The 23852-nt window shown below is 64.2% G+C and carries 22 protein-coding genes; 15 read left to right on the top strand and 7 right to left on the bottom strand.

Going from position 1 to position 23852, the window contains the following annotated elements:
* The first annotated feature begins 279 nt into the window (after nt 1-279).
* The 13 genes from paaZ to D3874_RS27390 all read left to right on the top strand — a co-directional run bounded on the left by paaZ (nt 280) and on the right by D3874_RS27390 (nt 12091).
* Entirely contained in the window at nt 280-1905 is a 1626-nt protein-coding gene (gene paaZ, locus D3874_RS27445) for a phenylacetic acid degradation bifunctional protein PaaZ (protein WP_274380661.1), read from the top strand.
* A gap of 1 nt (nt 1906) precedes the next feature.
* Nucleotides 1907-2887: a 1,2-phenylacetyl-CoA epoxidase subunit PaaA gene (gene paaA / locus D3874_RS27440; RefSeq protein ID WP_119781059.1), complete on the top strand. Its 981-nt coding sequence runs from the start codon at nt 1907-1909 to the stop codon at nt 2885-2887.
* On the top strand, nt 2887-3168 hold the full coding sequence (gene paaB, locus D3874_RS27435; RefSeq protein WP_199699208.1) for a 1,2-phenylacetyl-CoA epoxidase subunit PaaB: 282 nt from the start codon (nt 2887-2889) through the stop codon (nt 3166-3168). The genes paaA and paaB overlap by 1 nt, the downstream gene beginning before the upstream one ends.
* A 9-nt stretch (nt 3169-3177) precedes the next feature.
* Nucleotides 3178-3924 (top strand): 1,2-phenylacetyl-CoA epoxidase subunit PaaC, encoded by a 747-nt coding sequence (gene paaC, locus D3874_RS27430; RefSeq protein ID WP_119781053.1) that lies wholly within the window; start codon nt 3178-3180, stop codon nt 3922-3924.
* The gene (gene paaD, locus D3874_RS27425) at nt 3921-4394 is read left to right on the top strand and encodes a 1,2-phenylacetyl-CoA epoxidase subunit PaaD (protein ID WP_119781051.1); all 474 of its coding nucleotides are present in this window, start codon (nt 3921-3923) and stop codon (nt 4392-4394) included. The genes paaC and paaD overlap by 4 nt, the downstream gene beginning before the upstream one ends.
* Before the next feature lie 7 nt (nt 4395-4401).
* A complete protein-coding gene (gene paaE / locus D3874_RS27420) occupies nt 4402-5466 on the top strand; it encodes a 1,2-phenylacetyl-CoA epoxidase subunit PaaE (protein WP_119781048.1) in 1065 nt (354 codons plus the stop codon).
* Nucleotides 5467-5488: 22 nt separating this feature from the next.
* Nucleotides 5489-6283 carry a 2-(1,2-epoxy-1,2-dihydrophenyl)acetyl-CoA isomerase PaaG gene (gene paaG, locus D3874_RS27415; protein WP_119781045.1) on the top strand — a complete coding sequence of 265 codons (795 nt, stop codon included), beginning with the start codon at nt 5489-5491 and terminating at the stop codon, nt 6281-6283.
* A gap of 2 nt (nt 6284-6285) precedes the next feature.
* Nucleotides 6286-6714 carry a hydroxyphenylacetyl-CoA thioesterase PaaI gene (paaI, locus tag D3874_RS27410; protein ID WP_233560099.1) on the top strand — a complete coding sequence of 143 codons (429 nt, stop codon included), beginning with the start codon at nt 6286-6288 and terminating at the stop codon, nt 6712-6714.
* An 8-nt stretch (nt 6715-6722) separates the two neighbouring features.
* Nucleotides 6723-7688, top strand: a complete 966-nt coding sequence (locus D3874_RS27405) for an acetyl-CoA C-acyltransferase (protein ID WP_456306459.1) — start codon at nt 6723-6725, stop codon at nt 7686-7688.
* A complete protein-coding gene (locus D3874_RS32575) occupies nt 7604-7927 on the top strand; it encodes a hypothetical protein (protein ID WP_456306458.1) in 324 nt (107 codons plus the stop codon). Before D3874_RS27405 ends, D3874_RS32575 begins: the two co-directional genes overlap by 85 nt.
* A 327-nt stretch (nt 7928-8254) precedes the next feature.
* A complete protein-coding gene (locus tag D3874_RS27400; protein ID WP_119782864.1) occupies nt 8255-10111 on the top strand; it encodes a DUF1302 family protein in 1857 nt (618 codons plus the stop codon).
* 364 nt (nt 10112-10475) lie between these two features.
* Nucleotides 10476-11687, top strand: coding sequence for a type II secretion system F family protein (locus D3874_RS27395; protein WP_158596255.1), 1212 nt, complete (start codon nt 10476-10478; stop codon nt 11685-11687).
* Nucleotides 11684-12091, top strand: a complete 408-nt coding sequence (locus D3874_RS27390) for a type IV pilus modification PilV family protein (protein ID WP_119782862.1) — start codon at nt 11684-11686, stop codon at nt 12089-12091. Before D3874_RS27395 ends, D3874_RS27390 begins: the two co-directional genes overlap by 4 nt.
* 18 nt (nt 12092-12109) lie before the next feature.
* Here the strand turns inward: D3874_RS27390 and gspG are convergent, their stop codons facing one another.
* From gspG to D3874_RS32320, 7 genes are all read right to left on the bottom strand, one after another.
* On the bottom strand, nt 12110-12571 hold the full coding sequence (gspG, locus tag D3874_RS27385; RefSeq protein WP_119782861.1) for a type II secretion system major pseudopilin GspG: 462 nt from the start codon (nt 12569-12571) through the stop codon (nt 12110-12112).
* Between the two features lie 2 nt (nt 12572-12573).
* Nucleotides 12574-13701 carry a GspE/PulE family protein gene (locus tag D3874_RS27380; protein WP_158596254.1) on the bottom strand — a complete coding sequence of 376 codons (1128 nt, stop codon included), beginning with the start codon at nt 13699-13701 and terminating at the stop codon, nt 12574-12576.
* Nucleotides 13671-13967 carry a GspE/PulE/PilB domain-containing protein gene (locus tag D3874_RS27375; protein ID WP_158596253.1) on the bottom strand — a complete coding sequence of 99 codons (297 nt, stop codon included), beginning with the start codon at nt 13965-13967 and terminating at the stop codon, nt 13671-13673. Before D3874_RS27375 ends, D3874_RS27380 begins: the two co-directional genes overlap by 31 nt.
* Nucleotides 13889-14152 carry a hypothetical protein gene (locus D3874_RS28240; RefSeq protein ID WP_147385888.1) on the bottom strand — a complete coding sequence of 88 codons (264 nt, stop codon included), beginning with the start codon at nt 14150-14152 and terminating at the stop codon, nt 13889-13891. Before D3874_RS28240 ends, D3874_RS27375 begins: the two co-directional genes overlap by 79 nt.
* A gap of 135 nt (nt 14153-14287) precedes the next feature.
* Entirely contained in the window at nt 14288-15019 is a 732-nt protein-coding gene (locus D3874_RS27365; RefSeq protein WP_119782857.1) for a prepilin peptidase, read from the bottom strand.
* A 27-nt stretch (nt 15020-15046) separates the two neighbouring features.
* Complete coding sequence (locus D3874_RS27360) at nt 15047-15838, bottom strand: type II secretion system protein GspK (RefSeq protein WP_158596252.1); 792 nt, start codon at nt 15836-15838, stop codon at nt 15047-15049.
* A 118-nt stretch (nt 15839-15956) separates the two neighbouring features.
* Entirely contained in the window at nt 15957-16583 is a 627-nt protein-coding gene (locus D3874_RS32320; RefSeq protein ID WP_119782855.1) for a prepilin-type N-terminal cleavage/methylation domain-containing protein, read from the bottom strand.
* 258 nt (nt 16584-16841) lie between these two features.
* Here D3874_RS32320 and D3874_RS27350 point away from each other — a divergent pair, with 258 nt between their 5' ends.
* A complete protein-coding gene (locus tag D3874_RS27350) occupies nt 16842-23129 on the top strand; it encodes a toxin TcdB middle/N-terminal domain-containing protein (RefSeq protein ID WP_158596251.1) in 6288 nt (2095 codons plus the stop codon).
* A complete protein-coding gene (locus D3874_RS27345; protein ID WP_119782894.1) occupies nt 23129-23746 on the top strand; it encodes a T6SS immunity protein Tdi1 domain-containing protein in 618 nt (205 codons plus the stop codon). Before D3874_RS27350 ends, D3874_RS27345 begins: the two co-directional genes overlap by 1 nt.
* Nucleotides 23747-23852 lie beyond the last annotated feature (106 nt).

Genomic DNA, 23852 nt, shown 5'->3' with positions numbered 1-23852 from the left:
CCAAGCACGCACGCAAGGTCGGGCGGCCCGACGCTGCGCAAGCTGACCTTCCATCAGCGCGCGGATCTGCTGAAACGCCTGCCCAGTATCTGACCGAGCACAAGGCTTCGCTCTACGACCTGTCGTTCCATACGGGTGCGACGAAGCGTGACGCGCAGATCGATATCGATGGCGGTATCGCCACGCTCTTTGCCTATTCCAGTTTCGGCCGGCGCGAGCTGCCCAATGACCGCATCCTGATCGACGGGCGCCGGTGTCCCTGTCCAAGGGGGCAGCTTCATCGGGCGCCATGTCCTGACCAGCCTGAACGGCATCGCTGTCCATGTTAACGCCTATAATTTCCCCTGCTGGGGCATGCTGGAAAAACTCGCTCCCGCCCTGCTGGCGGGCGTGCCCTGTATCGTCAAGCCGGCCACCCAGACGGCCTATCTCACCCACGCCATGTTCCGCCTGATTGTCGCCGCTGGCATCCTGCCGGAAGGGGCGGTCCAACTGATCTGCGGCAACCTGGGCGATCTGCTGGATCATGTGACCGGCCAGGACGTGGTCTCGTTCACCGGTTCGATCGGGACCTCGCGGCTGCTGCGGGACCACCCCGCGGTGTCGGTCAATGCCACCCGCTTCGTGGCCGAGCGGGATTCGCTCAACGCCGCGGTGCTGGGCCCCGATGCCCAGCCTGGAACCCCTGAATTCGATCTCTTCGTGAAAGAGGTTGCGCGCGAGATGACCGTCAAGGCCGGCCAGAAGTGCACGGCCGTGCGGCGCATCCTGGTGCCCGATGCCCTGGTCGAGGCGACCGGCCAGGCCCTGTCGGAGAAACTGGCCCGGGTCGTCGTCGGCGATCCGCGCGCGGACGGGGTGACCATGGGGCCGCTGGTCAGCCTGCGCCAGCGCCTGGACGTGCTGGAACGGCTGGCGGAACTGGCGCCGGAGACCGAGCGTGTTTTCGGCAACCCCGAGGCGATCTCGCCGGTGGGGGCCGATGCTGCCAAGGGCGGTTACCTCGGCCCGGTGCTGTTGCGCGCCACCCGTCCTGACCAGGCGGCGGCGATCCACAGTGTGGAAGCCTTCGGGCCCGCCGCCACCATCATCGGCTATGGCGGCCTGGACCACGCGGTCGAATTGGCCCGGCGTGGCGAGGGCAGTCTGGTCGCCTCGATCTATACCTATGACGTCGAGGTCGCCGCCGAGCTGGCTTTCGGCCTCGCCCCCTACCACGGCCGCCTGCACCTGGTGGACCGGGACAGTGCGGGCGAGTCGACCGGGCATGGTTCGCCCATGCCAGGGCTGGTCCACGGCGGCCCCGGGCGTGCCGGTGGCGGCGAGGAACTGGGCGGGGTGCGCGGCCTGGGTGCCTATATGCAGCGGACCGCGCTGCAGGGATCGCCCAATCTGCTGGCCAGGCTGACCGGTGCCTGGAGCAAGGGCGCCGCGCAGGTAACCGCCAACGAGCATCCATTCCGCCGGGCCTTCGATGTCATCGACCTGGGCGAAACGCTGCAAACCGCTTCGCGCACGATCACGCTCGAGGATATCGAGCACTTCGCCGGCTTCACCGGCGACAATTTCTACGCTCACATGGACGAGGCGGCGGCCAAGGCCAATCCTTTCTTCCCCGGCCGGGTGGCCCACGGCTACCTGATCCTGTCCTTCGCTGCCGGCCTGTTCGTCGAACCGGCGCCGGGCCCGGTCCTGGCCAACTACGGCCTGGATTCGCTGCGCTTCCTCAAGCCGGTTTCGCCCGGCGACTCGATCAGCGTCCGCCTGACCGTGAAGCAGAAGGCGCCGCGCAATGCCCAGTATGGCGAGGTCCGCTGGGACGTCGAGGTGACCAACCAGAATGCCGAGACCGTGGCCACCTACGAGTTGCTGACCCTCAATGCCCTGACGGAAAAGGCGGCCTGACATGTACGCACAGATGGTCGATACCGGCGTCGAGCGGTTGCGCACCGCGCAGGAACTCGAGGGCGACGAGCGCGCCTTCCAGGAGCGGATCGATGCCGGCGTCCGGATCGAGCCCCAGGACTGGATGCCCGAGACCTATCGCAAGACCCTGGTGCGGCAGATTTCCCAGCACGCCCATTCGGAAATCGTCGGCATGCTGCCAGAAGGCAACTGGATCACGAGGGCGCCTTCCCTGCAACGCAAGGCGACCTTGTTGGCCAAGGTGCAGGATGAGGGCGGGCACGGTCTCTACCTCTATGCCGCGGCAGAAACGCTGGGCGTGTCGCGTGATGACCTGATCGAGGCGCTGCACAGCGGCAAGGCCAAGTATTCCAGCATCTTCAACTATCCCACCCTGACCTGGGCCGATATCGGCGCCATCGGCTGGCTGGTGGACGGGGCGGCGATCATTAACCAGATCCCGTTGTGCCGCTGCTCCTACGGTCCCTATGGCCGCGCCATGGTGCGCGTCTGCAAGGAGGAGAGTTTCCACCAGCGCCAGGGTTTCGACATCATGGCCAAGCTGGCCGCGGGGACGCAGGCCCAGAAGCGGATGGCGCAGGACGCGCTGAACCGCTGGTGGTGGCCGGCGGTGATGATGTTCGGGCCGCCCGACGGCGAGTCCGTCCACGGCGCGCAATCCGCCGCCTGGAAGATCAAGCTCCACGGCAATGACGACCTGCGCCAGAAATTCATCGACCAGACGGTGCCGCAGGCCGACCTGATCGGGCTGACCATTCCCGATCCGGCGCTGTCCCTGAATGCGGAAACCGGCCACCACGAGATCGGCCCGATCGACTGGGACGAGTTCTACCGGGTGGTCAAGGGTGACGGTCCCTGTAACCGTGAACGTCTGGCCACGCGGGTGGAGGCCTGGGAAAAGGGCGCCTGGGTGCGCGAGGCGGCCATGGCCCATGCCATGAAGCAGAGGAATGCAGCGTGATGACCGAGTGGCCCCTTTGGGAAGTGTTCATTCGCAGCAGCCATGGCCTGGCCCACAAGCATGTCGGCAGCCTGCGCGCCGTCGATGCCGAAATGGCGCTGGGCAATGCCCGCGACGTCTACACCCGGCGTAACGAGGGCATGAGCATCTGGGTGGTGAAGGCCGCCGACATCGTGGCCAGCCAGCCGGGCGACAAGGACGCCCTGTTCGATCCTGCCCGCTCCAAGGTCTATCGCCATCCGACCTTCTATAACCTGCCCAATGGCGTGAAGCATATGTAGGGGCAGATTATGGCACTTTTCGAATATCTGCTGCGGCTGGGCGACAATACCTTGGTTCTAGGGCAGCAGCTTGGCGCCCTGACCGGTCACGGCCCGGTGCTGGAAGAAGACATCGCCACCGCCAATATCGCGCTGGACCTGATCGGCCAGGCGCGGCTGTGGCTGTCGCTGGCGGCCGAGGTTGAAGGTGCCGGCCGTGACGAAGACACCCTGGCCTTCCTGCGCGACGAGCGGGCATTCCGCAATCTCCTGCTGGTCGAGCAGCCCAATGGCGACTTCGCCGATACCATGGCGCGCCAGTTTCTGTTTGACGCCTGGCACAACGAATTGCTGACCGCCCTGTGCGCCTCGACCGAGCCGCGGATCGCGGCGATCGCCGCCAAGTCGCTCAAGGAGGCGCGTTATCACCTCTCGCACAGTTCGGCCTGGATTGTTCGCTTAGGGGACGGCACGGCCTATAGCCGCGACCGGATACAGCGCGCCCTGGGCCGCCTTTGGTCCTTCACGGGCGAGATGTTCGAGGCCGATGCGGTCGATCTGGAACTGGCCGCAACCGGGGTCGCCTGCGATCCCCGTGGCCTGCGGGCCGCCTGGCAGGGCACGGTAGGCGCGGTTCTCGCCAAGGCGACCTTGCCCGTCCCGGCCGATGCCTGGATGCGCAGCGGCGGTCGGCGCGGCGAACACAGCGAGCACATGGGCTATCTCCTGGCCGAGATGCAGCACATCCCGCGTAGTTTCCCGGGAGCACGCTGGTGACCGCGGTGTCGACAGCGCAGGTCTGGCAATGGCTGGACGAGGTGATGGACCCGGAAATTCCGGTCGTGTCCGTCGTCGATCTTGGCATTGTCCGCGCCGTCGAAACCAGGGGCGAGACGATCAAAGTGACGATCACGCCGACCTATTCCGGCTGTCCGGCCACCGAGGTGATCGCCCGCGATGTGCGCGAGGCCCTGGTCAGCCATGGCGTCGACCAAGTGTCGGTCGAGACCAGCCTGGCCCCGGCCTGGACCACGGACTGGCTGACCCCACGCGGTCGCGAAGCCCTGCTGCACTACGGCATTGCACCGCCGAGCGCGGTGGGCTGCCCGTTGCCCCCGGCGATCGCCTGCCCGCGCTGCGGCTCGTCCAGGACAGCCTTGCTCAGCCGGTTCGGCTCGACGCCCTGCAAGGCGCTCTATCGTTGCGAGGCCTGCCTGGAACCCTTCGACCACTTCAAATGTCATTGAGAACAAGATGAGCCAGTTCCACCAACTGAAGGTCAAGGACATCCAGCGGGAAACGCGGGATGCGGTCGTTGTCACCTTCGACGTGCCGGAGGGGCTGGCCGCCGACTACCGGTTCATTCAGGGTCAGTATTTGACGCTGCGAACCACCATCGGCGGCGAGGGGGTTCGGCGCAGCTATTCGATCTGCTCCGGCGTGCAGGACAGCCAGCTGCGGGTCGCCATCAAGCGCGTGGCCGACGGCGTGTTTTCGAGCTGGGCGCAGGAAATGCTCAAGCCGGGTGCTTTTCTTGATGTGGCACCGCCCGAGGGCCGTTTCCACATGCCCCTGGAGCCGGCTGCCCGGCGGCACTATCTGGCTCTCGCGGCCGGCAGCGGCATCACGCCGATTCTGTCGATCATGAAGACCACGCTGGCTGCCGAGCCGGGCAGCCGCTTCACACTGGTCTATGGCAACCGTTCCTCTTCCAGCGTGCTGTTCGGCCAGGAACTCGGCGATCTCAAGGATCTCTACCTGGAGCGACTCAACCTGATCTACATCATGAGCCGGGAGCAGCAGGACATCGACCTGTTCAACGGCCGCATCGACGCCGACAAATGTGCCGAGCTGTTTGCCCGCTGGATCCCGGTGGGCGATGTGGACGGGGTCTTCGTCTGCGGTCCCGAGGCGATGACCCGCTCGGTATTGACCGTGTTGGAAGAACACGGCATCCCGCGCACCAGCATCAAGGCGGAACTGTTCGGGACGGACCAGCCGGTGCGCGCCCCGCGCCCCGTGCAAGCCGGCCCGGGCATTCACGCGACGGCGATCATTGACGGCCGCGCGCGGGAATTTGAAATCGACAGGGGAGGGGAGACCATCCTCGACGCGGCCCTGCGCCAGGGGGTCGAGCTGCCCTATTCGTGCAAGGGCGGGGTCTGTTCGACCTGCCGTGCCCATGTCGTCGAAGGCGAGGTCGACATGGATGTCCACTTCGGGCTGGAAGACTATGAAATCGCCAGGGGTTACATCCTGACCTGTCAGAGCTACCCGGCCGGTGACCGCGTCGTCGTCGACTTCGATCATCAACACTAAAATCCCTGGGGAGGGAACGATCATGGCGCAAGAGCAACCGGTCCTGTTGGACAGGGCAGATGGCGTGGCTACGCTGACCCTGAACCGCCCCGACAAGATCAATTCCTTCAATGTCGCGATGCACGAGGTCCTGGCCGCTCACCTCGATACGATCGAAGGCGACGCCACGATCCGCAGCGTGGTCCTGACCGGTGCGGGCCGCGGCTTTTGCGCGGGCCAGGATCTGTCCGACCGGGCGACCGCCCCGGGCGAGGCGCCGCCGGACCTGGGGGCGACCATCAGCACCTATTACAATCCCCTGCTGCGCCGGTTGCGCCGGCTGCCCCTGCCCATCATTGCCGCGGTCAATGGGATCGCGGCGGGGGCGGGGGCCAATATCGCGCTGGCGGCGGATATCGTGATCGCAGGGCGCTCGGCCAAGTTCTCGCAAGCCTTCTGCCGGGTCGGGCTGCTGCCCGATTGCGGCGGCACCTGGATCTTGCCGCGGCTGGTGGGCCAGGCCCGCGCTGCCGGCCTCGCCCTGCTGGGCGACGTGCTGCCGGCGGAAACCGCCCTGGCCTGGGGCCTGATCTGGAAAGTGGTCGACGACGACAAGTTGCTGGACGAAGCGGCAACCCTGGGCCGCCACCTGGCGAAGCAGCCCACCGCGGCCCTGGCGGCGATCAAGCAGGCCTTGCTGGTGTCCTCGACCAATACGCTCGACGAACAGTTGGATCTTGAACGCGACGAGCAGCAGCGCCTGGGCCGGACGGCGGACTATCGCGAAGGCGTCAATGCCTTCCTGAACAAGCGCCCGGCCCGGTTCCAGGGCCGCTAGCCGTGGAGCCGACGGCCCTGGCCTGGGCCTGCGCCCAGGCGATGCTGGCACAGGATGCGGCCTCGCAGTCCCTGGGCCTGGAGATCGAGGCCATGGGCCCGGGCCGGGCCGTGGTCGCGATGGTGGCGGGCGAGCGGATGGTCAACGGCCACGGCACCGTTCACGGCGGGATGATCTTCACCCTGGCCGACAGCGCCTTCGCCTTTGCCTGCAATGCCCGCAATGTCGCGACCGTAGGGCAAAGCTGCACGATTACCTACCTGACGCCGGCGCGCCTGGGCGAACGCCTCGTCGCGACGGCGACGGAAATCGCCTCGGCCGGGCGCAATGGCATTTACGACGTGTCCGTCACTGCCGGCGACGGCCGGACGGTGGCGAGTTTTCGCGGCCAGTCCGCTGCCCTGAAATCCAGTGTTCTGCCAGAAAGTTGATCGCCGCCATGACTGATGCCTTTCTCTGCGACGGTATTCGTACCCCGATCGGCCGCTATGCCGGTGCCCTGTCCGGGGTGCGGGCAGATGACCTGGCAGCCCTGCCGCTCAAGGCCCTGGTCGAACGCAATCCCCGCGTCGACTGGGACGCGGTCGACGATGTCATCCTGGGCTGCGCCAACCAGGCGGGCGAAGACAACCGCAATGTGGCGCGCATGGCCGTCCTGCTGGGCGGCCTGGGCGAGAAGGTCTCGGGCACCACGGTCAACCGATTGTGCGGTTCGGGCCTCGATGCGATTGCCATGGCCGCGCGGGCGGTGAAGGCCGGGGACGGCGAACTCTTCGTCGCCGGCGGGGTCGAGAGCATGAGCCGGGCACCCTTCGTGATGCCCAAGGCTGCCAGCGCGTTTTCCCGCGACAACGCGGTCTATGACACCACCATCGGCTGGCGCTTCGTCAACAAGCTGCTGCAACGCCAGTACGGCATCGATTCGATGCCCGAGACGGCCGAGAATGTCGCGGCCGATTACCAGGTCAACCGTGCCGATCAGGACGTCTTTGCCTTGCGGTCACAGCAGCGCGCCGTGGCCGCGATCGAATCCGGCCGTTTTGCTGCCGAGATTGTTCCCGTCACGCTGCCCGGCAAGAAGGGGGCCTCGATCGTCGTCAAGGATGACGAGCATCCCAGGCGTAATACGACCCTTGAAGGACTGGCCAAGCTGGGCACGCCGTTCCGCGACGGCGGCAGTGTAACGGCTGGTAATGCATCTGGCGTCAATGACGGGGCCGCGGCCGTGATCATCGCCTCGGCCGAGGCGATCGTAAAATATGGCCTCACCCCCGGGCCCGGATCCTGGGCGCCGCCACGGCCGGCGTGCCGCCCCGCGTCATGGGGATCGGCCCGGCGCCCGCCTCGCAGAAATTGCTGCAGCGGCTCAAGCTTGGCATCGGCGAGATCGACGTGGTCGAGCTGAACGAGGCCTTCGCGGCCCAGGGCCTGGCCGTGCTGCGTGAACTGGGCCTGCCGGACGATGCCGACCACGTCAACCCCAATGGCGGTGCCATCGCGCTGGGCCATCCCCTGGGCATGAGCGGTGCCCGTCTCGCGCTGACCGCCGCGATCGAACTGGGCCTGCGCGATGCCCGGCGGGCCCTGTGCACCATGTGCATCGGCGTCGGTCAGGGTATCGCCATGGTGCTGGAACGGCCCTAGTCCGGCAAGCACGTATTCGCACCGGTTACTCCACTCTCCTCGACCGGTGTTCAACTGCCCGTGCAAGCGAAAATTATCTTCGCTTGCACGGGCATTTTTTTGCTTCGCCCAAAGGCACGCAAGAGTTCTCAGGACCGCTACAGGTTCTATCTATTCCCCAGCAGCATAAGACAAATTTCGGCAGCATTAACCATTCTGTTTCGTTGAAAATGCGTCCGATGTGGGCGTAACTGATCCCGAATGAAATGATGTCAGGCTGCTGATATCCAATCGATTACACTGGCATTCAGGTGTCGTGTTGTGATCGCGTTAAAATTGGGGGAAACGATGAAAAAGTTGTTCGTGGCCACGAGTGCCCTGGCGCTGATCGCGGGGCTATCACCTTGCGCGCGGGCCGAGGTCACCATCGGCGATGACTTTACCGTCGGGGGCCGCGTGAAGCAGGGGGTGGCCGTCGCCTATGACAAGAGCCAGGTTGGCGGCGGCGCCGAAATCGGACAGATGAATTATCTGGTCGAGCTCAGCACCAGCTGGCGGCCGCATGACAATGTCACGGTGACCGGGGATTTTTGGCTGCGCGGCGATTGGTATTCGGATCTGGGGGGTGATCTGACCGCACCTGGCCTTCAGGATTATGCCTCGCCCGGTTTTACCGACAGGTTTGCCTATCACCTCAACGAGCGGGGCGCTGGCCGGCCCGCCGGTCCGTTGCCCAGCCCTGCTCACGATCCATTCGGCAGCAGCGACAGCCAGAACCGATTCCTCTCCGACTTCAACGACGAGGTGATTCACGAGGCGGCCGTCAAGTTCACCGACCCGGAAAACCTGTACGCCCTGAAAGTCGGCAAGTTCGTCAGGGCATGGGGCCAGTCCGACGGTATCCGCCTGCTCGACGTGCTGCATGCACAGGATCTGCGACAGAAATTTATTCTCGGTGACCCTGATGAGAGCCGTATCGCGAGCTGGATGGTGGCAGGCGATATCGATCTCGCCAGGTTGGGCCTGGGCGACGCCTTTGAGGCGGTGGGCATCCGTGCGCCCAAGCTCGAGCTTATCTATATGCCGGAGTACCATCGCGACCGGTTCATCATCAACAACCCGACGCCCGACGATGCCACCTCGGGCGGCCTGTATGGTCTGCCGTTTCCCCTCCTGGCGGACAAGGCATCGGGTGCCGGGATCCCGTTCGTGGGGGCGCATCTGACGGATCGGGAGCCCGATCGGTTCGGCTTTGAAGAACCGACACTCGGTGCGCGCTTCAAGTTCGAGGTTTTAGGGGGCGAAGCGACGCTCAACGCACTCTATGCCTATCAGGAACTGCCAATTATCAAGTTGGCAGGGGCCACCGTCGTTGTCGGCAATGCCCTGAACGACGGCGGGAATGCAATGGTAACGGTTCCGCTCGGCAGCGAGATCACCGAGGCCGTCGTCCAGGGTGCCTACATTCCCTATCTTGGTTCCGGCAGTCCAACGGCCGAAGGAGCCCAGGCGATTTTGGGCTGCCCGGGCGGTGCCGGTCCTCTGTGTTCCGTCAATGTGCAATTCGATCTGGACTATCGCTATCGCCGCAAACTGGTCGGCGCCAGCTATACCCGCGACATGGCCGAGTTGCCGATGGGGCCGAAGGAGATTACACCGGTGTTACGCGCCGAGTTCAGTTATGAATTCGACAAGCCCTTCAATCGATCGCGCACCGTCACGATGTTCGGCGACGAAGTGGAAGGGAGCGCTGCGCTGATCGTCGATCCGTCACGCAGCGTGACAAAGCGGGACCAGATCTCCTTCATGATCGGTGCCGACTATTTCCTGTGGCTGCCCTTCTGGGAGGGGCAGGACACGAGTGTCTTCACCAGTGTCCAGCTGTTCACCGTCATCACGCCGAACGGCGAGGATCTGCTGTTCCAGGCCCCCTATGCCGCCAAGCTTCACCCGGTCCAGAACTACGCGACCCTCCTTCTCAGCCACAATTTCGATGACGGCAAGCTCGCGGTCGAGATTCTGGGCCTGTATGACTTCCAGAACCAGGCATGGGGTGTGCGACAGCGCGTGGACTTCAACTACTTCGGCGACAATTGGCGTCCGCGGATCGAGGTCACGCATTTCGAGGCAGACCCGGAGCAAGGCATCATCGGTCTCGGCCAGCAAATGGACAATGTCGAGTTCTCACTCGCCTTTCAATTTTGATCGGAAACCAGAGGTCGAGAGGGGTGCCCTTCACGGTTAACCAGCCGCCTCGGTCTGTCTGGCGCTACACATCGGGCGGTACGCCATGCATTGCGGACGTTTCGGAGGCCGCGGCGAACTGCTTCCAGCTAATGTACTGTCATTCGATACAGCGCTCCAGCGACCAGCTCGGAATGGCCGTCGAGGTCAGTTCTGCCCCGTTGTCGCTGACCACGGTCAGGGAGTATCGCGGTCGGCGACAATGGAGTCCGACTCGCGCATTGCTAGCACTCAGCAAGGAGGTGCGCCGGACACGGAGGTGCTGGTCATCAGATCGCACTCCGTGTCAGGGTATCGCTCTGAGTCCTGCAATCCAAGGATGATCATGACCGCATTCCGCTATGAAGCGGTAGACCGGGACGGTGGCACCAAGGTCGGACAGCTTACTGCTGTTTCGCGGGAGGAGGCTGTTGAGCGCCTAATAGTGCAAGGGCTGGTCCCTATCCGCGTCTCGGCGACGGGCGGCGGCGAGGCGAATCGTCCGTGGTTCATGGGTTCGGCTTCCGATCGGCCAACGGCAGAGACGCTGGTCGTGCTGCGCAACTTGGCAACCTTGATGGGCGCCGGGTTGACTGTGGTTCAGTCGCTGGGCGTTGTGCATAAATTGGCACGGCCGCGCTATGCGCCCGTTATCGAGCGGATGCTGGTCGCCGTGCGGGCCGGCCGCTCCTTGTCGGATGCCATGGCGGATGCGCCGGCGCTGTTTCCCGAGACCCTGCGCGGCGCGGTCGCCGCGGGCGAGGCCGGCGGCCGGCTGGCCGACATGCTGGACCAACTGGTCGAGTGGGTGGAGCGCGATCTGGCCACTCAGCGGCGGCTGATCTCAATGCTCACCTATCCGGCGATTTTGCTGCTGGTCATGACCGGCGCCATGACGGTGATCTTCGGCGTGGTCCTGCCGCGTCTGGAGCCGTTGTTTGCTGGCGGCGGTGCCCAGCTGCCCGTGGCCACCAGAGTCGTGCTGGCGCTCGGGCACCTGTTCCGTGACTGGGGTGAGTTGATCGGCATCTTGCTCGTCGTGGCCGGGGTCGGCTTTCTGATCGCCTTGCGATTGCCCGCCTTTAAAGCTGGCATGGACGGTCTGGCCATGGGCCAGAATTTCCTGTTCGGGTTGCCGCGACGCACGGCCGCCGCTCGCTTCTGCCATACCCTGGCAACTCTCGTGGTCGGCGGATTGTCGCTTGACCGTGCGCTGGCCGCGGCGGCCGTGGCGATCCACAACGGCGCGATGCAGGCACGGTTGCGAGTGGCGGTCGATCAGGTGCGGCGGGGCGGTCGCCTGGGGCCGGCGCTGGCTGAAACCGGCCTGATGCCGCCGGCCGTGGTCGAACTGGCCGCTGTCGGCGAGGAGACAGGGCGCCTGGGGCCTATGCTGAAGGAAGCGGCGCGAACCCTGGATGTTGAGGTCGGCCACACCCTGGACCGGATCTCCACCCTGTTGCCGCCGGCCATTACCTTGATCCTGGGCGGCCTCGTTGCGGGACTGATGGCGGGCGTTGTGGGGGGCCTGCTGGCAGCCAACGAGTTTGCGCTGTGAATACGCGCCCGACGGGCAAGGGCGAGCAAGGCTTCACCATCGTCGAGGCCCTTGTCGCGTTCACCATTCTTGCCGTTCTTGGCGTCGCCCTGTTCCAATCCCTCGGGACCAGCGCTGCCATGTCTCGGCAGGGCGCACGCCGTGAAAACGCCCTCATGCTGGCACGATCGCTGCTCGAATCTGTCGGGTTGCGGGAGGTCGCGGCTCTTGGCCGTTTCGAAGGGGAGGCAAAGGGCCGTCTCAGATGGCGTCGACAGGTGACACTTGCCGAGCCCGTTCCTGAGGGGGCGAGGGTTGAGCTGCGCCGAATAGAGATCGATGTGCTGGCACCGGCGCCTGATGATTCAGTCTTGGCGAGCGTCGTGACGATCAGGCTTTATGCCAGCAGCTGGCAGGAACCTTGATTTCAGAAAGAGATAGACTCATCCGCGAAGTGCTGATCCGTAGATATCGGCAGCATCCGCCTCCCCGCCTTCGGTGCCATCGGCCCCCAGCGAGTAGACCCTGTAGTCTTTTGATCCCGCCGTACGTTTGTAGAAATACGCCTTGCCCCAGGGGTCGATCACGCCATCGGCGCGGCTCAGATAGGGGCCGTTCCAGATGCGGGCGCCGTCGGGCTTTTCGACCAGGGCCTTGAGGCCTTGGGCTTCGCTGGGGAAGTCGCCGAGGTCGAGGCGGTAGAGGTCGAGTGCCGACTCGATCTGCGCCAATTGAATTTCCGCGGTCTTGACCTTCGAGCCTTCGAGGTAGCCGATGACGCGGGGCACCGCGATGGCGACCAGCAGCCCCAGGATCGCCAGCACCACCAGAAGCTCGACCAGGGTGAAGCCCGCCTCGCCGTGCCGGTCCCGCGTTGCCCGGTATTGCGACCAGCATCGTTTCATCGTCAGACATCCTCGATCGCGACACGCTCGACTTCGGCGCGCGACGTCACGCCGGCGGCCACCAGCCGCCGGCCGCAGTCGTTCAGGCTCTCCATGCCCTCGTCACGGGCGATGGCCTCGATCTCGCCCGCGGTCGCCTTGGCCACCACCGCCCGGCGCACCCGCTCGCTCATGGTCAGCAACTCGTGGATGGCGATGCGGCCGTGATAGCCGGTGTTGGCGCATTGGCCGCAGCCGACGGGACGGAAGCCCTGGTCGGCCGGTGCCTTGCAGGCGGGGCACAGCACGCGCACCAGGCGCTGCGCCAGCACGCCGGTGACGGTCGAGGCGATGAGATAGTTTTCCACCCCCATGTCGAGCAGGCGGGTGACCGCGGCGGCGGCGCTGTTGGTGTGCAGGGTGGCCAGCACCAGGTGGCCGGTGAGCGCGGCCTGGGTGGCGATCTGCGCGGTTTCGGGATCGCGGATCTCGCCCACCATGATCACGTCCGGATCATGGCGCAGGACCGAGCGCAGCACCCGGGCGAAGCTCAGGCCGATCTCGGGCTTCACCTGGATCTGGGCGATGCCCTCGACCTTGTTTTCGACCGGATCCTCGACCGTGATGATGTTGCGCTCCGGGCCGTTGAGGTGGTGCAGGGCGGCATAGAGCGTGGTCGACTTGCCGCTGCCGGTCGGCCCGGTGACCAGCAGGATGCCGTTGGGCCGCTCCAGCAGGTGCAGCAGCCTGGCCCGCACCGGGCCGTCGAAGCCCAGGGCGGCGATGTCCAGGGTGACCTGGCCGCGATCGAGAATGCGCACCACCGCGGCCTCGCCGTTCACCGTGGGGGCGATGGCGATGCGCAGGTCGATCTCGCGCCCGCGCACCACCAGCTTCACGCTGCCGTCCTGGGGCAGGCGCCGCTCGGCAATGTCGAGGCCCGACAGGATCTTGAGCCGCGAGGTGATCGCGGGGGCCAAATCGATCGGCACCGGATCGAAATCGCGCAACACGCCGTCGATGCGCAGGCGCACGCGCAGGCGCCGCTCCAGCGGTTGCAGGTGGATGTCCGAGGCCCGCGCCTCCACCGCGCGCGAGACCAGGGCATCGACCAGGCGGATCACCGGCGCGTCGCTGGCCCGCTCACGCAATTGGGCGAGGTCGAGTTCAGTGGTGTCGCCGTCGATGGTGCCGGCCGCTGCCCCGGGGCCGCATAGAGGCGGGCCAGCGCCTCCTCGATATCGCTGGCGGTCGCAACCTCCACCGCCACGCGGCGGCGGGCGGCCAGGCGCAGGCCGTCCACCACGGTGGCATCGAAGGGATCGACCACCGCGACGGTCAGCGTCTCGTCGTCCAGGGCCACGGGCACGGCCCGGCGTTCGCGCAGGAAATAGGCGCTGATCCGGTCGGCAGCCACCGGCTCGCCGGGCAGGCGGGCGGCATCGGCGAGCCCAGATTGAGCAGGTGGGCCAGATGGCGGGCCAGGTCGCGCTCGGCCATCAGGCCTAGTTGGGTGAGGGCGTCAACCAGGGCGATGGGGCTGCGCGCCCGCACCCGGCGCAGCCGTTCGACCGCGTCGTCGTCGAGATGGCCTTCGCCCATAAGGCGCGCCAGGACGGCGGCCTCGAGGTCAATCGGCGGCTCTGGCTGTGTCTCCCGCAACGCCACGACTCTGTATCCTTGGTGCCCGCGTAGATTGTGGCGATCAGGCGCCCGCGTGCAATGCAATTCAGCCGATCAGCAGTGGCCCATAGAGCCAGGTGAGCCAGATGCCCAGGCACAGCGCCGGCCCGAAGGGCAAGGCCGTATCGGCCCGCACCACGACCCCGCGCCAGCGCAGGACAAGGACCCCGGCCAGGGCCGACAGCGCCGCGACCAGGACGATCCCGCCGATCCCGCCCAGCCGACCCAGGCGCCGCCGGCCGCCAGCAGCTTGGCGTCGCCCCGGCCCAGCCCGATGCGCCCGCGCCAGTGCTGGTAGACGAGATCGACCGCGAAGATCAGGCCGAACCCGGCCACGGCGCCGATCAGCTGCTCGCCCAAGCGCCCGGGCAGCATCAACTCTGCAAAAACCAGCCCCGCGGCGCCCAAGGGCAGGGTAAGGACATCCGGCAGGCGCCAGCAGCGCAGGTCGATCGCCGCCAGCGCCAGCAAGGCCCAGCCCAGCAGGCAGCTCCACCACACTATCGGCCCCGGCACGGCGGCGAGCGACCACAGCGCGAGCCCCAAAGCCCCCAGTTCCAGGGCGGGATAGAGCGGCGAGATCGCCCCGCCGCAATCGCGGCAGCGCCCGCGCAGCACGGCAAAGCTCAGCACCGGCACCAGATCGCGGGCACGCAGCGCCGCGCCGCAGGCGGGACAGGCGGAGCGTCCGGCCACCACCCCGCGACCCTCCGGTAGGCGCACCGCCAGCACCGACAGGAAACTGCCGATGAAGGGGCGGCTACCACCGGCATTACCTGTGTCCACAGATCCGGCATTGGCGCAGACACCCCGTCACGGCCGTACCGGGCTCAGGCCCGGCGGGCAAGCCGCCTCGGCCGCCGTCTCGATGGGGCCTAAGTCGCGCCGGTCGAGGATTTCGATGGGCCGAACCCGCCGATCGGTTAGGCGGATGATCCATTGTCGTGCGTATCGGTCCGTACCATCGCCGTCGGCGATCCGTGTTTCGATAGCGAGTGCTGCGCGCCGGGGAAGGGCCGCGGAGACGCTGCCCATTGTCGCTCCCGTCGGCGATTGAAAGGCCTCGCGCAGCATGGGCATCAGATCGGCTGCATCAGCCCTGAGGCCATCTGTATAGAGTGTGAGGTAAGGCCGAAGACACGCATAGAGTTGCGGCGGCATTCCAGTGACGGCCTGAAGCTCGCTGACATCAAGGAAAGGACGGTTGGGTGGCATGTCCTGGTGTCCCTGCGCCGCATATTGTTCGCGCTCCGCGCCGCCGTTTCTGACCTCATCGTCGGGGTCACGCCAATCGGCGATCGCGGCGGCGAGGGCCTTGGCTTGCCCGTCGCCAGCGCCCGCTGCGCGCAGCACCGCGGTGAACTGTTCTTCATCGGCGAGGTTGAGGTCGAGCTTTGCCGACTCCAAGCGGACCCGGGTGCGAACGGTCACACTGCCCACGATGATATCCGTGCCGCTTGTGGCCACTTGCACCAGCGCGGCTTGGTCCGTGGCTTCGAGCAGGCGGCTGGCAGCGGTCCACATCGCCCCTTCCATGGCGCCATCGGCTGCCAGTCGCTCCGCCTCGCGGCGCACCACGAGCAGATCCTGCCGCACGATGGCCATAACGCCGGCAGCGATAAGAGACATAACGGCCAACGTTACGACAACGATCAGCAGTGCGACGCCACGTTCGCTTGACCCCCTGGCGGGCCGTCTTTTTGCCAATTTTGTCAAAAATGCCTCACTGATTGGGCCCGTGTTCTTGAGGACATCCAGACGGTGACGGTATGACGGCGCACGGTGAGCGATGTGTAATCGCAACACGGATAATCAGGTCGGGCGTCTCCCCAGCAAAGCGCAGGCGAACAAGATCAGGCAGCGGCCATTCCGGCTTCCAACGGGAGAGCCATTGGCCGGGCTTGATTTCATCGGCGCGGTAAGCGAAGGCGACTGCCCGGATTTCCCCTGCGGAGGCTCTCGTCTCCACGCCGCCAGGCCCAAGCAGGGATACCGATTTTATCGTCAGTGTGTTTCGGGACATTCCATCGCTGCCGATGGCCAGTTGATAGCTGGCAAGCCCGTCAGGGCCCTGGCCACGAAGAGACAGGTGATCGGCTTCGCCATCAAACCCGCCTCGTATCCCCTTGGGGTCGAGCCAGACGGGCACCGCGCCGGCGATGACGGCCCTTACCTGCTCCAATGTCTGCCGGGCTGCTTGGGCTTGTTCGCTGTTCGCAGCGACACCTTCCCAAACCCGCTGGCCGAAGCGGAGGCTCCCAGCCGTAAGGACCCCGATGAGGCCAAGGAGCACCAGGACGACGAGCAGTTCGACGAGGCTAAAGCCGCCATTCGCTTCGGGTCGGGCCATTGCGGGGCCTTGTATTGAATATGACTGCCAGATGCGAACCTGGGCGGGAAAGGAACGCAACCATACTGTTGCCTGCGCCTTGAGTTTCCTAGCGTTGTTGGAGAAGTGCAACAATTTTCCCTTTGCTTAGGTTGTATATCAGAAATACCCTCTAGGTATTCGGGCAACTTGATTGGGTGCTTTATGGGGCAGGGGCTTGACGGTACAGCGCATCGTGGTGCGCTGAAGCTGGGGTTTGCGCGCAATTCGGGGGTTGCCTTGGCCCTCTTCTGGCTGACCATCGCACCGCCAGCGTGGGCGGAGGGGGAAAGCGCCACCACGGGACCTGCCACCGCGGCGGAATCGGCAGTTGCACCGCCAACGGTGGTCGAGGTGCCTGTTCTGGACCAGGCTGCTACGACCGAGGCCGGCGAAGCGGCGGCCGCGCCGACACAGGACGAAGCAAAACCCGAAGCGGAATCGACAGACGAATCTGCTCCAGCCGCGGCGGCGATGGCCGCCGCAGCCCCGAGCGCCGATGACCCCGGGAGCGATATGCAGGCCCGGCCGACGGCGAGCTTCTATGAATACAAGCCGCGCAAGCCCGAGAGCTTCGCCATGGGCGATTTCAACGAATCCGTGGCGATTGCCGTCCCGGTGTTCCACGGGCTCGAGCCCCAATTGTCGCTACAGTACAATTCGAGTGCCGGCTTGCGGGCGGGCGGCCTGAACGCAGCGCTACTGGGTGTCGGCTGGTCGCTGGCCGGGGTCTCGGACATTGTGCGGACAGCGCCGGTGAACGGGACGCCGCGTTTCGATGCCAATGACGAGTATCAGTTGAACGGGGAGCGTTTGGTTGCCTGCGTGACCGGGGTCGTGAGCCCGAGTTGCTCGACGGGCGGCACGCATGCGACGCGGCGGGAAAGCTACCAGCGGATCAATTTCGCAAGCAATGCCTGGACGGTGACGGCGCAGAACGGCACGAAATCGATCTACAAGCCCGTGTCCATCTGGGGCACCGTGACAGATCCCATTGCAATCGATCCGGTTCCCGCCTTGATCAGCAACAGCTATCGGTGGTTGCTGGCGGAGGTGATCGATCCGCACAACAATAAGGTCACCTACAGTTACACCTGCCGGACCTTGCCGGTGTGCTATCCATCGACGATCACCTACAACGGGACCGAAATCAGCTTCGTCCTCGGCGATCACCCGGCGTATCAGACGGTAGCGACGGGCCGGGGGCTGGCCAAGCTCGATCGCATCCTCCAGCGGATCGAGATCCGCACCAGCGGGGCGAAGGTCCGAGCCTATGCACTCTCCTACCAGGCAAGTCCGTCGACGGGCCTGCAGCGCCTCGTTTCGGTGCAGCAATTCGGTACCGACTGGACGGTCAACGCGACCACCGGCGTTGTTTCGGGTACCAGTCTGCCGCCCACGACCTTTGCTTACACGGACTCGGAAGTGGCATTCACCGCAGGCGCCGCCATACACAACAGCGACCCGCCGTATAACCTTTCCTTCGATATTCCCGGCGACTTCAATGGTGACGGCAAAAGCGATGTGATGACGGTCACAAATTTACAGCACGTCTTGAATACAACCTGCAAAATTGAAATTCATATTTCAGAAGGAAATTCGTTCAGCGGCGAAGTGATCAATGTAGCGTCAAAAGTTGGCAATGTTGCCACACCTCCAGGTGAAACAATATATTGTCACGCTTCGCTCTACTCTTCTCCATCAAATTTCACATATCCGAGTTACGGGGTCAGTGCGCATGATTTTAATGGAGATGGAAAATCAGATGTAACTGTTTTCTACGATAATGGATTGTTCATTTATTTCACCGAATATGACGTTGCCGAAAACAAGTATTCTTTCCATAAAGTTGAACTGGATGATATTGCGGCGAATGAAGGGTACGCCGCATATAACCTGGCAATTGATGATTTTGATAGAGACGGTAAAGATGATGTGGTCAGCATCAACAACAGAAAGATCTATAAATTTAGCGGATACGCTTATTCTGTTAGTGATACCGACATTGAAGGCTTTACCGGGACTTCGGTGTTGAAAGTCCCGTATTTGCCTTCGGATTTTAATGGCGATGGAAATCCAGAACTAAATATGCAATCCCAAGTCGGTGAGGACTCGAAGAATTACCAGGCAAAAAGGTTCACACTGGATCACGGAAATTTCCGTTTTGATTTCAGCTATATTGCGGATCCAGCGAAGAACTTCCATGGCACCGATATCATGGGTGACATCAATGGTGACGGGCAGTCTGACCTGGTTCGTTTGTATCATCATGAGGGCGATGATCTGGAAGAAGCTTCGCCGTTGGATCTTTTTTACACCGATGGAAAGTCGCTAATTTTCTCTGGGACAATTCAGCCGTCAATCGAATGTGGACGATTTCAGTGGTATGGTGGCTGGTGGCCAAGATTTTGCCACAGCGCCCTCATGGATATCGACGGGGATGGCCGGTCTGATCTGGTTAATTTGAGAACATCTGGAACCTATTCGTTTCCGACCGAAATATTTTTCAGCCGCGGCGGCGGAACTTGGGAGAAAATTGAATTCCTGTCCATGGGGCTCGCGACATTCGCGGATTTCAACGGCGACGGAAAGCTGGATATCATCAAGGCTGATTCCGAATATCCCTATGTTTACTCTGATTTCTCCAATGGCCAGGTTCTCTACGCTACGGGTCCCATCCCGGACTTGCTGACGACGATCAAGAGCCCATTGGGCGGCGTGACACGTATCGAATATACGCCGTCGTCTGCCTGGGGTCTGACGGCGGGGACAAAGATGCCGTTCGTCAAGCAGACGGTATCGGCGATCGTCGAGGAGGACGGCCGGGGCGGGGTGGCCCGTACCGAGTACAGTTACCGGGGCGGCCGGTACCATGCGGCGGAGCGGCGGTTTCTAGGCTTCGCCGGGCTGACGGCAAAGCTGCCCTGCACGGTGGGCGAGATCGCCTGCCCAACGGTGGACATCACTTTCAGCCAGTCGCTGGCCGCGGCCGGCGCGCCGTTGCAGATCGAGGTGAAGAACGGTGCCGGCACCGTGCTGAGCCGGCAGATCGAGACCTACACCGTCAACGATGCGGCGGCGCCGTTTACCGCCCTGAACACCGCGAGCGAGAGCCACGACGTCTACGGCACGACGGTGAAGAGGGCCCGCGAGGAGCGGACCTTCAACCCCTATGGCGTGGTCGCCTCGGTGATCGAGAAGGGTGACCTCGATGTCACCGGCGACGAGCGCGGGACCTTCTTCTATTTCACCCCCAATACCAGCGCCTATATCGTCAGCCTGCCCAACCGGCAGCAGATCTCGCCGATCAATCCGGACGGCAGCGCCGGCACCTACCTGGCCGAGACCCGCTACTTCTATGACGGCGCCGGCGCCTACAGCACCGCGCCGACCAGGGGGGATATAACCCGCGAGGAACGGGTCCTTCTCGACAGCGCCTATCCGACCAAGCTCAGGACCTATGACAGCTACGGCAATGTCCTGACGGCAACCGACGAAGTCGGCAATGTCACCGCCTTCACCTATGATGCGGCCTACCACCAGTTCCTGACCCGGACCGTCAATGCCCTGGGCCATGTAGCGACCGGGACCTGGGCCGGAGTCTGCCAGAAACCGTCAACCTCGGTCGACGTGAACGGCCTGACGACCACCTGGACCTACGACAAGCTGTGCCGGCCGACCCAGGTCGTGAAGCCCGGCGGGCAATTCACCACCTGGGCCTATGCCGGCCTGGGAACGCCGGCCTCGCAGCACCTGCGCCTGGCCGGCCCGGCGCCCAACAACAGTGCGGGCGACTTGTGGTCAAAGGTCTACTTCGACGGCTTCGGCCGGCCCTGGCAGACCGTCGTGGAAGGTGCCGTCGCCGGGCAGGATGTCTACATCAGGAAGAGCTATGACGGCCGCGGCAATGTGGTCACCGAGACCTTGCCTTACTTCGCGGGGGCGACCAGCCAGACCACGACCTACAAATTCGATGCGCTGAACCGCGTGATCCAGACCAAGCTGCCGGACAACGCCGTGATCAATGTGGGCTTTGACGTCAGCACCGTGGTTGGTGCCTTCCGGCGGGTGATCACCTACGATCCGCTGGGCCACCCGACGGTCGCCCACTTTGACGTTCGCGGCCGGCAAGTCGCCCTGGTCCGCTTCCTCAACGGCGGCGCGGTGCGCACCAACTACCAATGGGACCTGCTGGGGCAACTCGTCGGGGTCACCGACCCGCTGGGGGCGCAGTGGAGCTACACCTATAACAAGGCGGGGTGGCGCACCAAGGCGGTCGATCCCGACCTGGGGACCTGGACCTACACCTATGACCTGGCCGGGCGCCTGATCCAGCAAAAGGATGCCCGCCTCACGGTGACGGACCTGACCTATGACGCGCTGTCCCGGGTTACCAGCAAGATCGTGACCCGGTCGGGCGGGGTGGTCGACGAGACCATCAAGTCCTTTTACGACGAGCCGGTGCCCTCCCACTACAACATCGGCCGGCTGACCCGGCAGGTGAACGGCGTCGCGCGCCAGTGCTTCTCCTACAGTGCCGCCGGGCAGCTCCGGCTGCGGCGCTGGACGCTGCCCGCCCCGGCCGACACGGTGACCTGCACCACCTACCCGGCGGCGACGGTCAGCCTGGCCACGGACCATTACACCGATGGCCAGGTGATGGCACGCGGTTCGCCCGACGGGGTCGTCATCGGCGGCTGGCTCTACGACGAGGCCGGCCGGTTGAAGACCATCCCCGGCTTCATCAACAGCCTGACCTACGACGCCGCAGGACGCACGGCGGTGGCGGCCTATGCCAACGGGGTCACTACCACCTTCACCTACAGTGCCAAGCGCGGCTGGCTGGACAAGGTGGTGACCGCCAAGGGCCCCGCCACCCTCTACGAGGCGACCTATACCCGCGACGCCGCGGGGCGGATTACCAAGATGGACACAACGGGCGGCGCCGATGATTGGACCTACACCTACGACGACCTCGACCGGCTGATCCTGGCCGACAATCCCACCGACACCTACGACCAGGCCTTCACCTACGACATCGGCGGCAACATCACCTCGGCCACCGGCGTGGGCAGCTATGCCTATCCCGCCGGCACCGCGCCCCGGCCCCATGCGCCGACTGCGATCAACGGGGTCGCCCTGACTCATGATGCCGCCGGCAACATGCTCACCGGGCGCGGCCGCGCCTTCACCTGGGACGGTGCCAACCGGCCGTCTTCGATCGCCATGGGCGGCGCGACGGTGAGCTTCGGCTATGGCCCCGACGGTGAGCGCGTGCGCAAGATCAGGACCGTCACCGACGCCGCCTGCGCCGGCAGCCAGGCGATGACCACCCTGACCCTGGGCAACGACGTGGAGGGGGTGGACAAGCCGGTGTGCATCGGCGGGACCTGGATCCGGGAACAGACCTGGACCGACTATGTCCATCCCGACGCCCGCCGGGTGACGAAGACCGTCGGGGCCACCACCACGACCGAGATCGTCTGGGCCCACCGCGACCACCTGGCCTCGATCCGCCTGGCCACCGATGCCGGCGGCGCCGTGGAGGAGCGGCCGATCTATGCGCCCTACGGCCAGCCCCGCGCCCCGCTGGGCGACGCCAAGGGCTTCATCGGCGAGCGCCACGACCCCGAGACCGGGCTGATCTACCTCCACGCCCGCTACTACGACCCGGTCATCGGCAGGTTCGTCTCGCCCGATACCCTCGACCCCACCATCCCCGGCGTCGGCACCAACCGCTACGCCTATGCCGACAACGACCCCGTCAACAAGTCGGACCCCAACGGGCATATTTTTAATTTCATAGCAGGTGGTATTGGGGCTGTTGGTGGCTTTGTCGTCGGGGCCGCTGTCGATATCGGAATTCAAGTGTGGAATGACGGCAGTGTAACAAGCTGGGGCCAGGTCGGTGCCGCGGGCGTTGGAGGAGCTGTCTCCGGCGGGATGGCCGGGCTTACCTTGGGAGGAAGTCTCGCTGTCCAAGCGGGTGTCGGAGCGGTGGCCGGCGGGGTCGCTGGCGGTGCGACTACCCGCGCATTGATGGGTGAAGAAATTACCATCGGCAACATGGCCCAGGATGCTGTGGTAGGGGCTGGATTGTTCGGGCTTTCACGAATTGCGGGGCCTGTTGTTAGAGGAGGGGAGGATGCGGCCAGTCAGGGGGCTCGCGCCGCAGAGCGAGAAGGCGTTGACCTCACACTCACCTACAAGCCAGGATGGTCAGCCGCTCAACGAGCGGAGGCTGACCTAAAAGTCCAGATATTAACGGAAGGCGATACGATAGTGAGCCAGGCAACGCGCTCAGGCACGTCCGCCGCCAGCAGGTATAGAAGTGCTGGAAATCAGATTCCTGCGGGCAACGATATCGATCACGCGATTGATTTGCAGCTCGGTGGTTTTGATACGCTATCGAATATGTGGCCCTTGAATTCCAGTGTGAACCGTAGTCTGGGCGCGCAAATACAACAGAGGATTAAGAATCTATTGCCGGGGACCGTCATTAACAAGGTTACAATTAGGAACCGATGATGTTCGAAATGTTCCAAAGAATCTTTGCCAAGGATGCGGCTCTCTCGGTCGGTCGGGGCGGAAATGCATCGCCCTCGTCGGTGGTGGGTTGGGGCAATCTGATCGATCAGCTGGGAGGTGGCTCCTTCGAGCGCGGGCTTTACCGGGTGATCCGGGCATCGGATGTGAACGCGTGGAATGCTCGAGTTGCGGTTGCCTTTCCCCACTTTGGGGGTCGGATCACCTGCTTCGGCTTTGACTGGCTAGGGCGAGTGTTCGCGGTCGATCCTGAGCGGTCTGAGGGCGGTCAACCCGGCGTTGTTATGTTGGAGCCTGGCACGGGAGAAGCATTGGAAATGCCATGCAACATCGCATCATTCCATGACGAAGAACTGATCGAATACAAAGACGCCGCGCTTGCTAGCGATTTCCATCAACGCTGGCTAGATAGCGGCGGGGTTGCTCCTCAATATGTACAATGTGTGGGGTACAAAAAGCCGTTGTTCCTTGGCGGGGCAGATGAATTAAACAACTTAGAGCTGTCTGGTATTGATGTTTATTGGCACCTTGTAGGTCAACTCATTGCGAAGTCGAAGGGGTTGCTGCCAGGCACGCCAATCAGCGTTAGCTTGTCATAGCCTGCTTGTGGATAGAATCTAACACTTGGTGCCCGCGCCTGACGGCAGCGATTATTTTGTTAGGGTCGGCGGTCCAGGTGAACGGTTTTGGGTTGTCGTTGGTCTC

Source organism: Oleomonas cavernae, assembly GCF_003590945.1.
Classification (GTDB): Bacteria; Pseudomonadota; Alphaproteobacteria; order Zavarziniales; family Zavarziniaceae; genus Zavarzinia; species Zavarzinia cavernae.
Note: the sequence above shows the minus strand (reverse complement) of the source record. Positions and strands in the feature narration are given on the sequence as shown.

What these genes read in the sequence shown, in the direction of transcription:
- paaA (WP_119781059.1), top strand. Translation starts at nt 1,907, where the DNA reads ATGTACGCACAGATGGTCGATACCGGCGTCGAGCGGTTGCGCACCGCG.
- paaB (WP_199699208.1), top strand. Translation starts at nt 2,887, where the DNA reads ATGACCGAGTGGCCCCTTTGGGAAGTGTTCATTCGCAGCAGCCATGGC.
- paaC (WP_119781053.1), top strand. Translation starts at nt 3,178, where the DNA reads ATGGCACTTTTCGAATATCTGCTGCGGCTGGGCGACAATACCTTGGTT.
- paaE (WP_119781048.1), top strand. Translation starts at nt 4,402, where the DNA reads ATGAGCCAGTTCCACCAACTGAAGGTCAAGGACATCCAGCGGGAAACG.
- paaG (WP_119781045.1), top strand. Translation starts at nt 5,489, where the DNA reads ATGGCGCAAGAGCAACCGGTCCTGTTGGACAGGGCAGATGGCGTGGCT.
- D3874_RS27405 (WP_456306459.1), top strand. Translation starts at nt 6,723, where the DNA reads ATGACTGATGCCTTTCTCTGCGACGGTATTCGTACCCCGATCGGCCGC.
- D3874_RS32575 (WP_456306458.1), top strand. Translation starts at nt 7,604, where the DNA reads ATGGGGATCGGCCCGGCGCCCGCCTCGCAGAAATTGCTGCAGCGGCTC.
- D3874_RS27400 (WP_119782864.1), top strand. Translation starts at nt 8,255, where the DNA reads ATGAAAAAGTTGTTCGTGGCCACGAGTGCCCTGGCGCTGATCGCGGGG.
- D3874_RS27395 (WP_158596255.1), top strand. Translation starts at nt 10,476, where the DNA reads ATGACCGCATTCCGCTATGAAGCGGTAGACCGGGACGGTGGCACCAAG.
- gspG (WP_119782861.1), bottom strand. Translation starts at nt 12,571, where the DNA reads ATGAAACGATGCTGGTCGCAATACCGGGCAACGCGGGACCGGCACGGC.
- D3874_RS28240 (WP_147385888.1), bottom strand. Translation starts at nt 14,152, where the DNA reads ATGGGCGAAGGCCATCTCGACGACGACGCGGTCGAACGGCTGCGCCGG.
- D3874_RS27360 (WP_158596252.1), bottom strand. Translation starts at nt 15,838, where the DNA reads ATGGCCATCGTGCGGCAGGATCTGCTCGTGGTGCGCCGCGAGGCGGAG.
- D3874_RS32320 (WP_119782855.1), bottom strand. Translation starts at nt 16,583, where the DNA reads ATGGCCCGACCCGAAGCGAATGGCGGCTTTAGCCTCGTCGAACTGCTC.
- D3874_RS27345 (WP_119782894.1), top strand. Translation starts at nt 23,129, where the DNA reads ATGTTCGAAATGTTCCAAAGAATCTTTGCCAAGGATGCGGCTCTCTCG.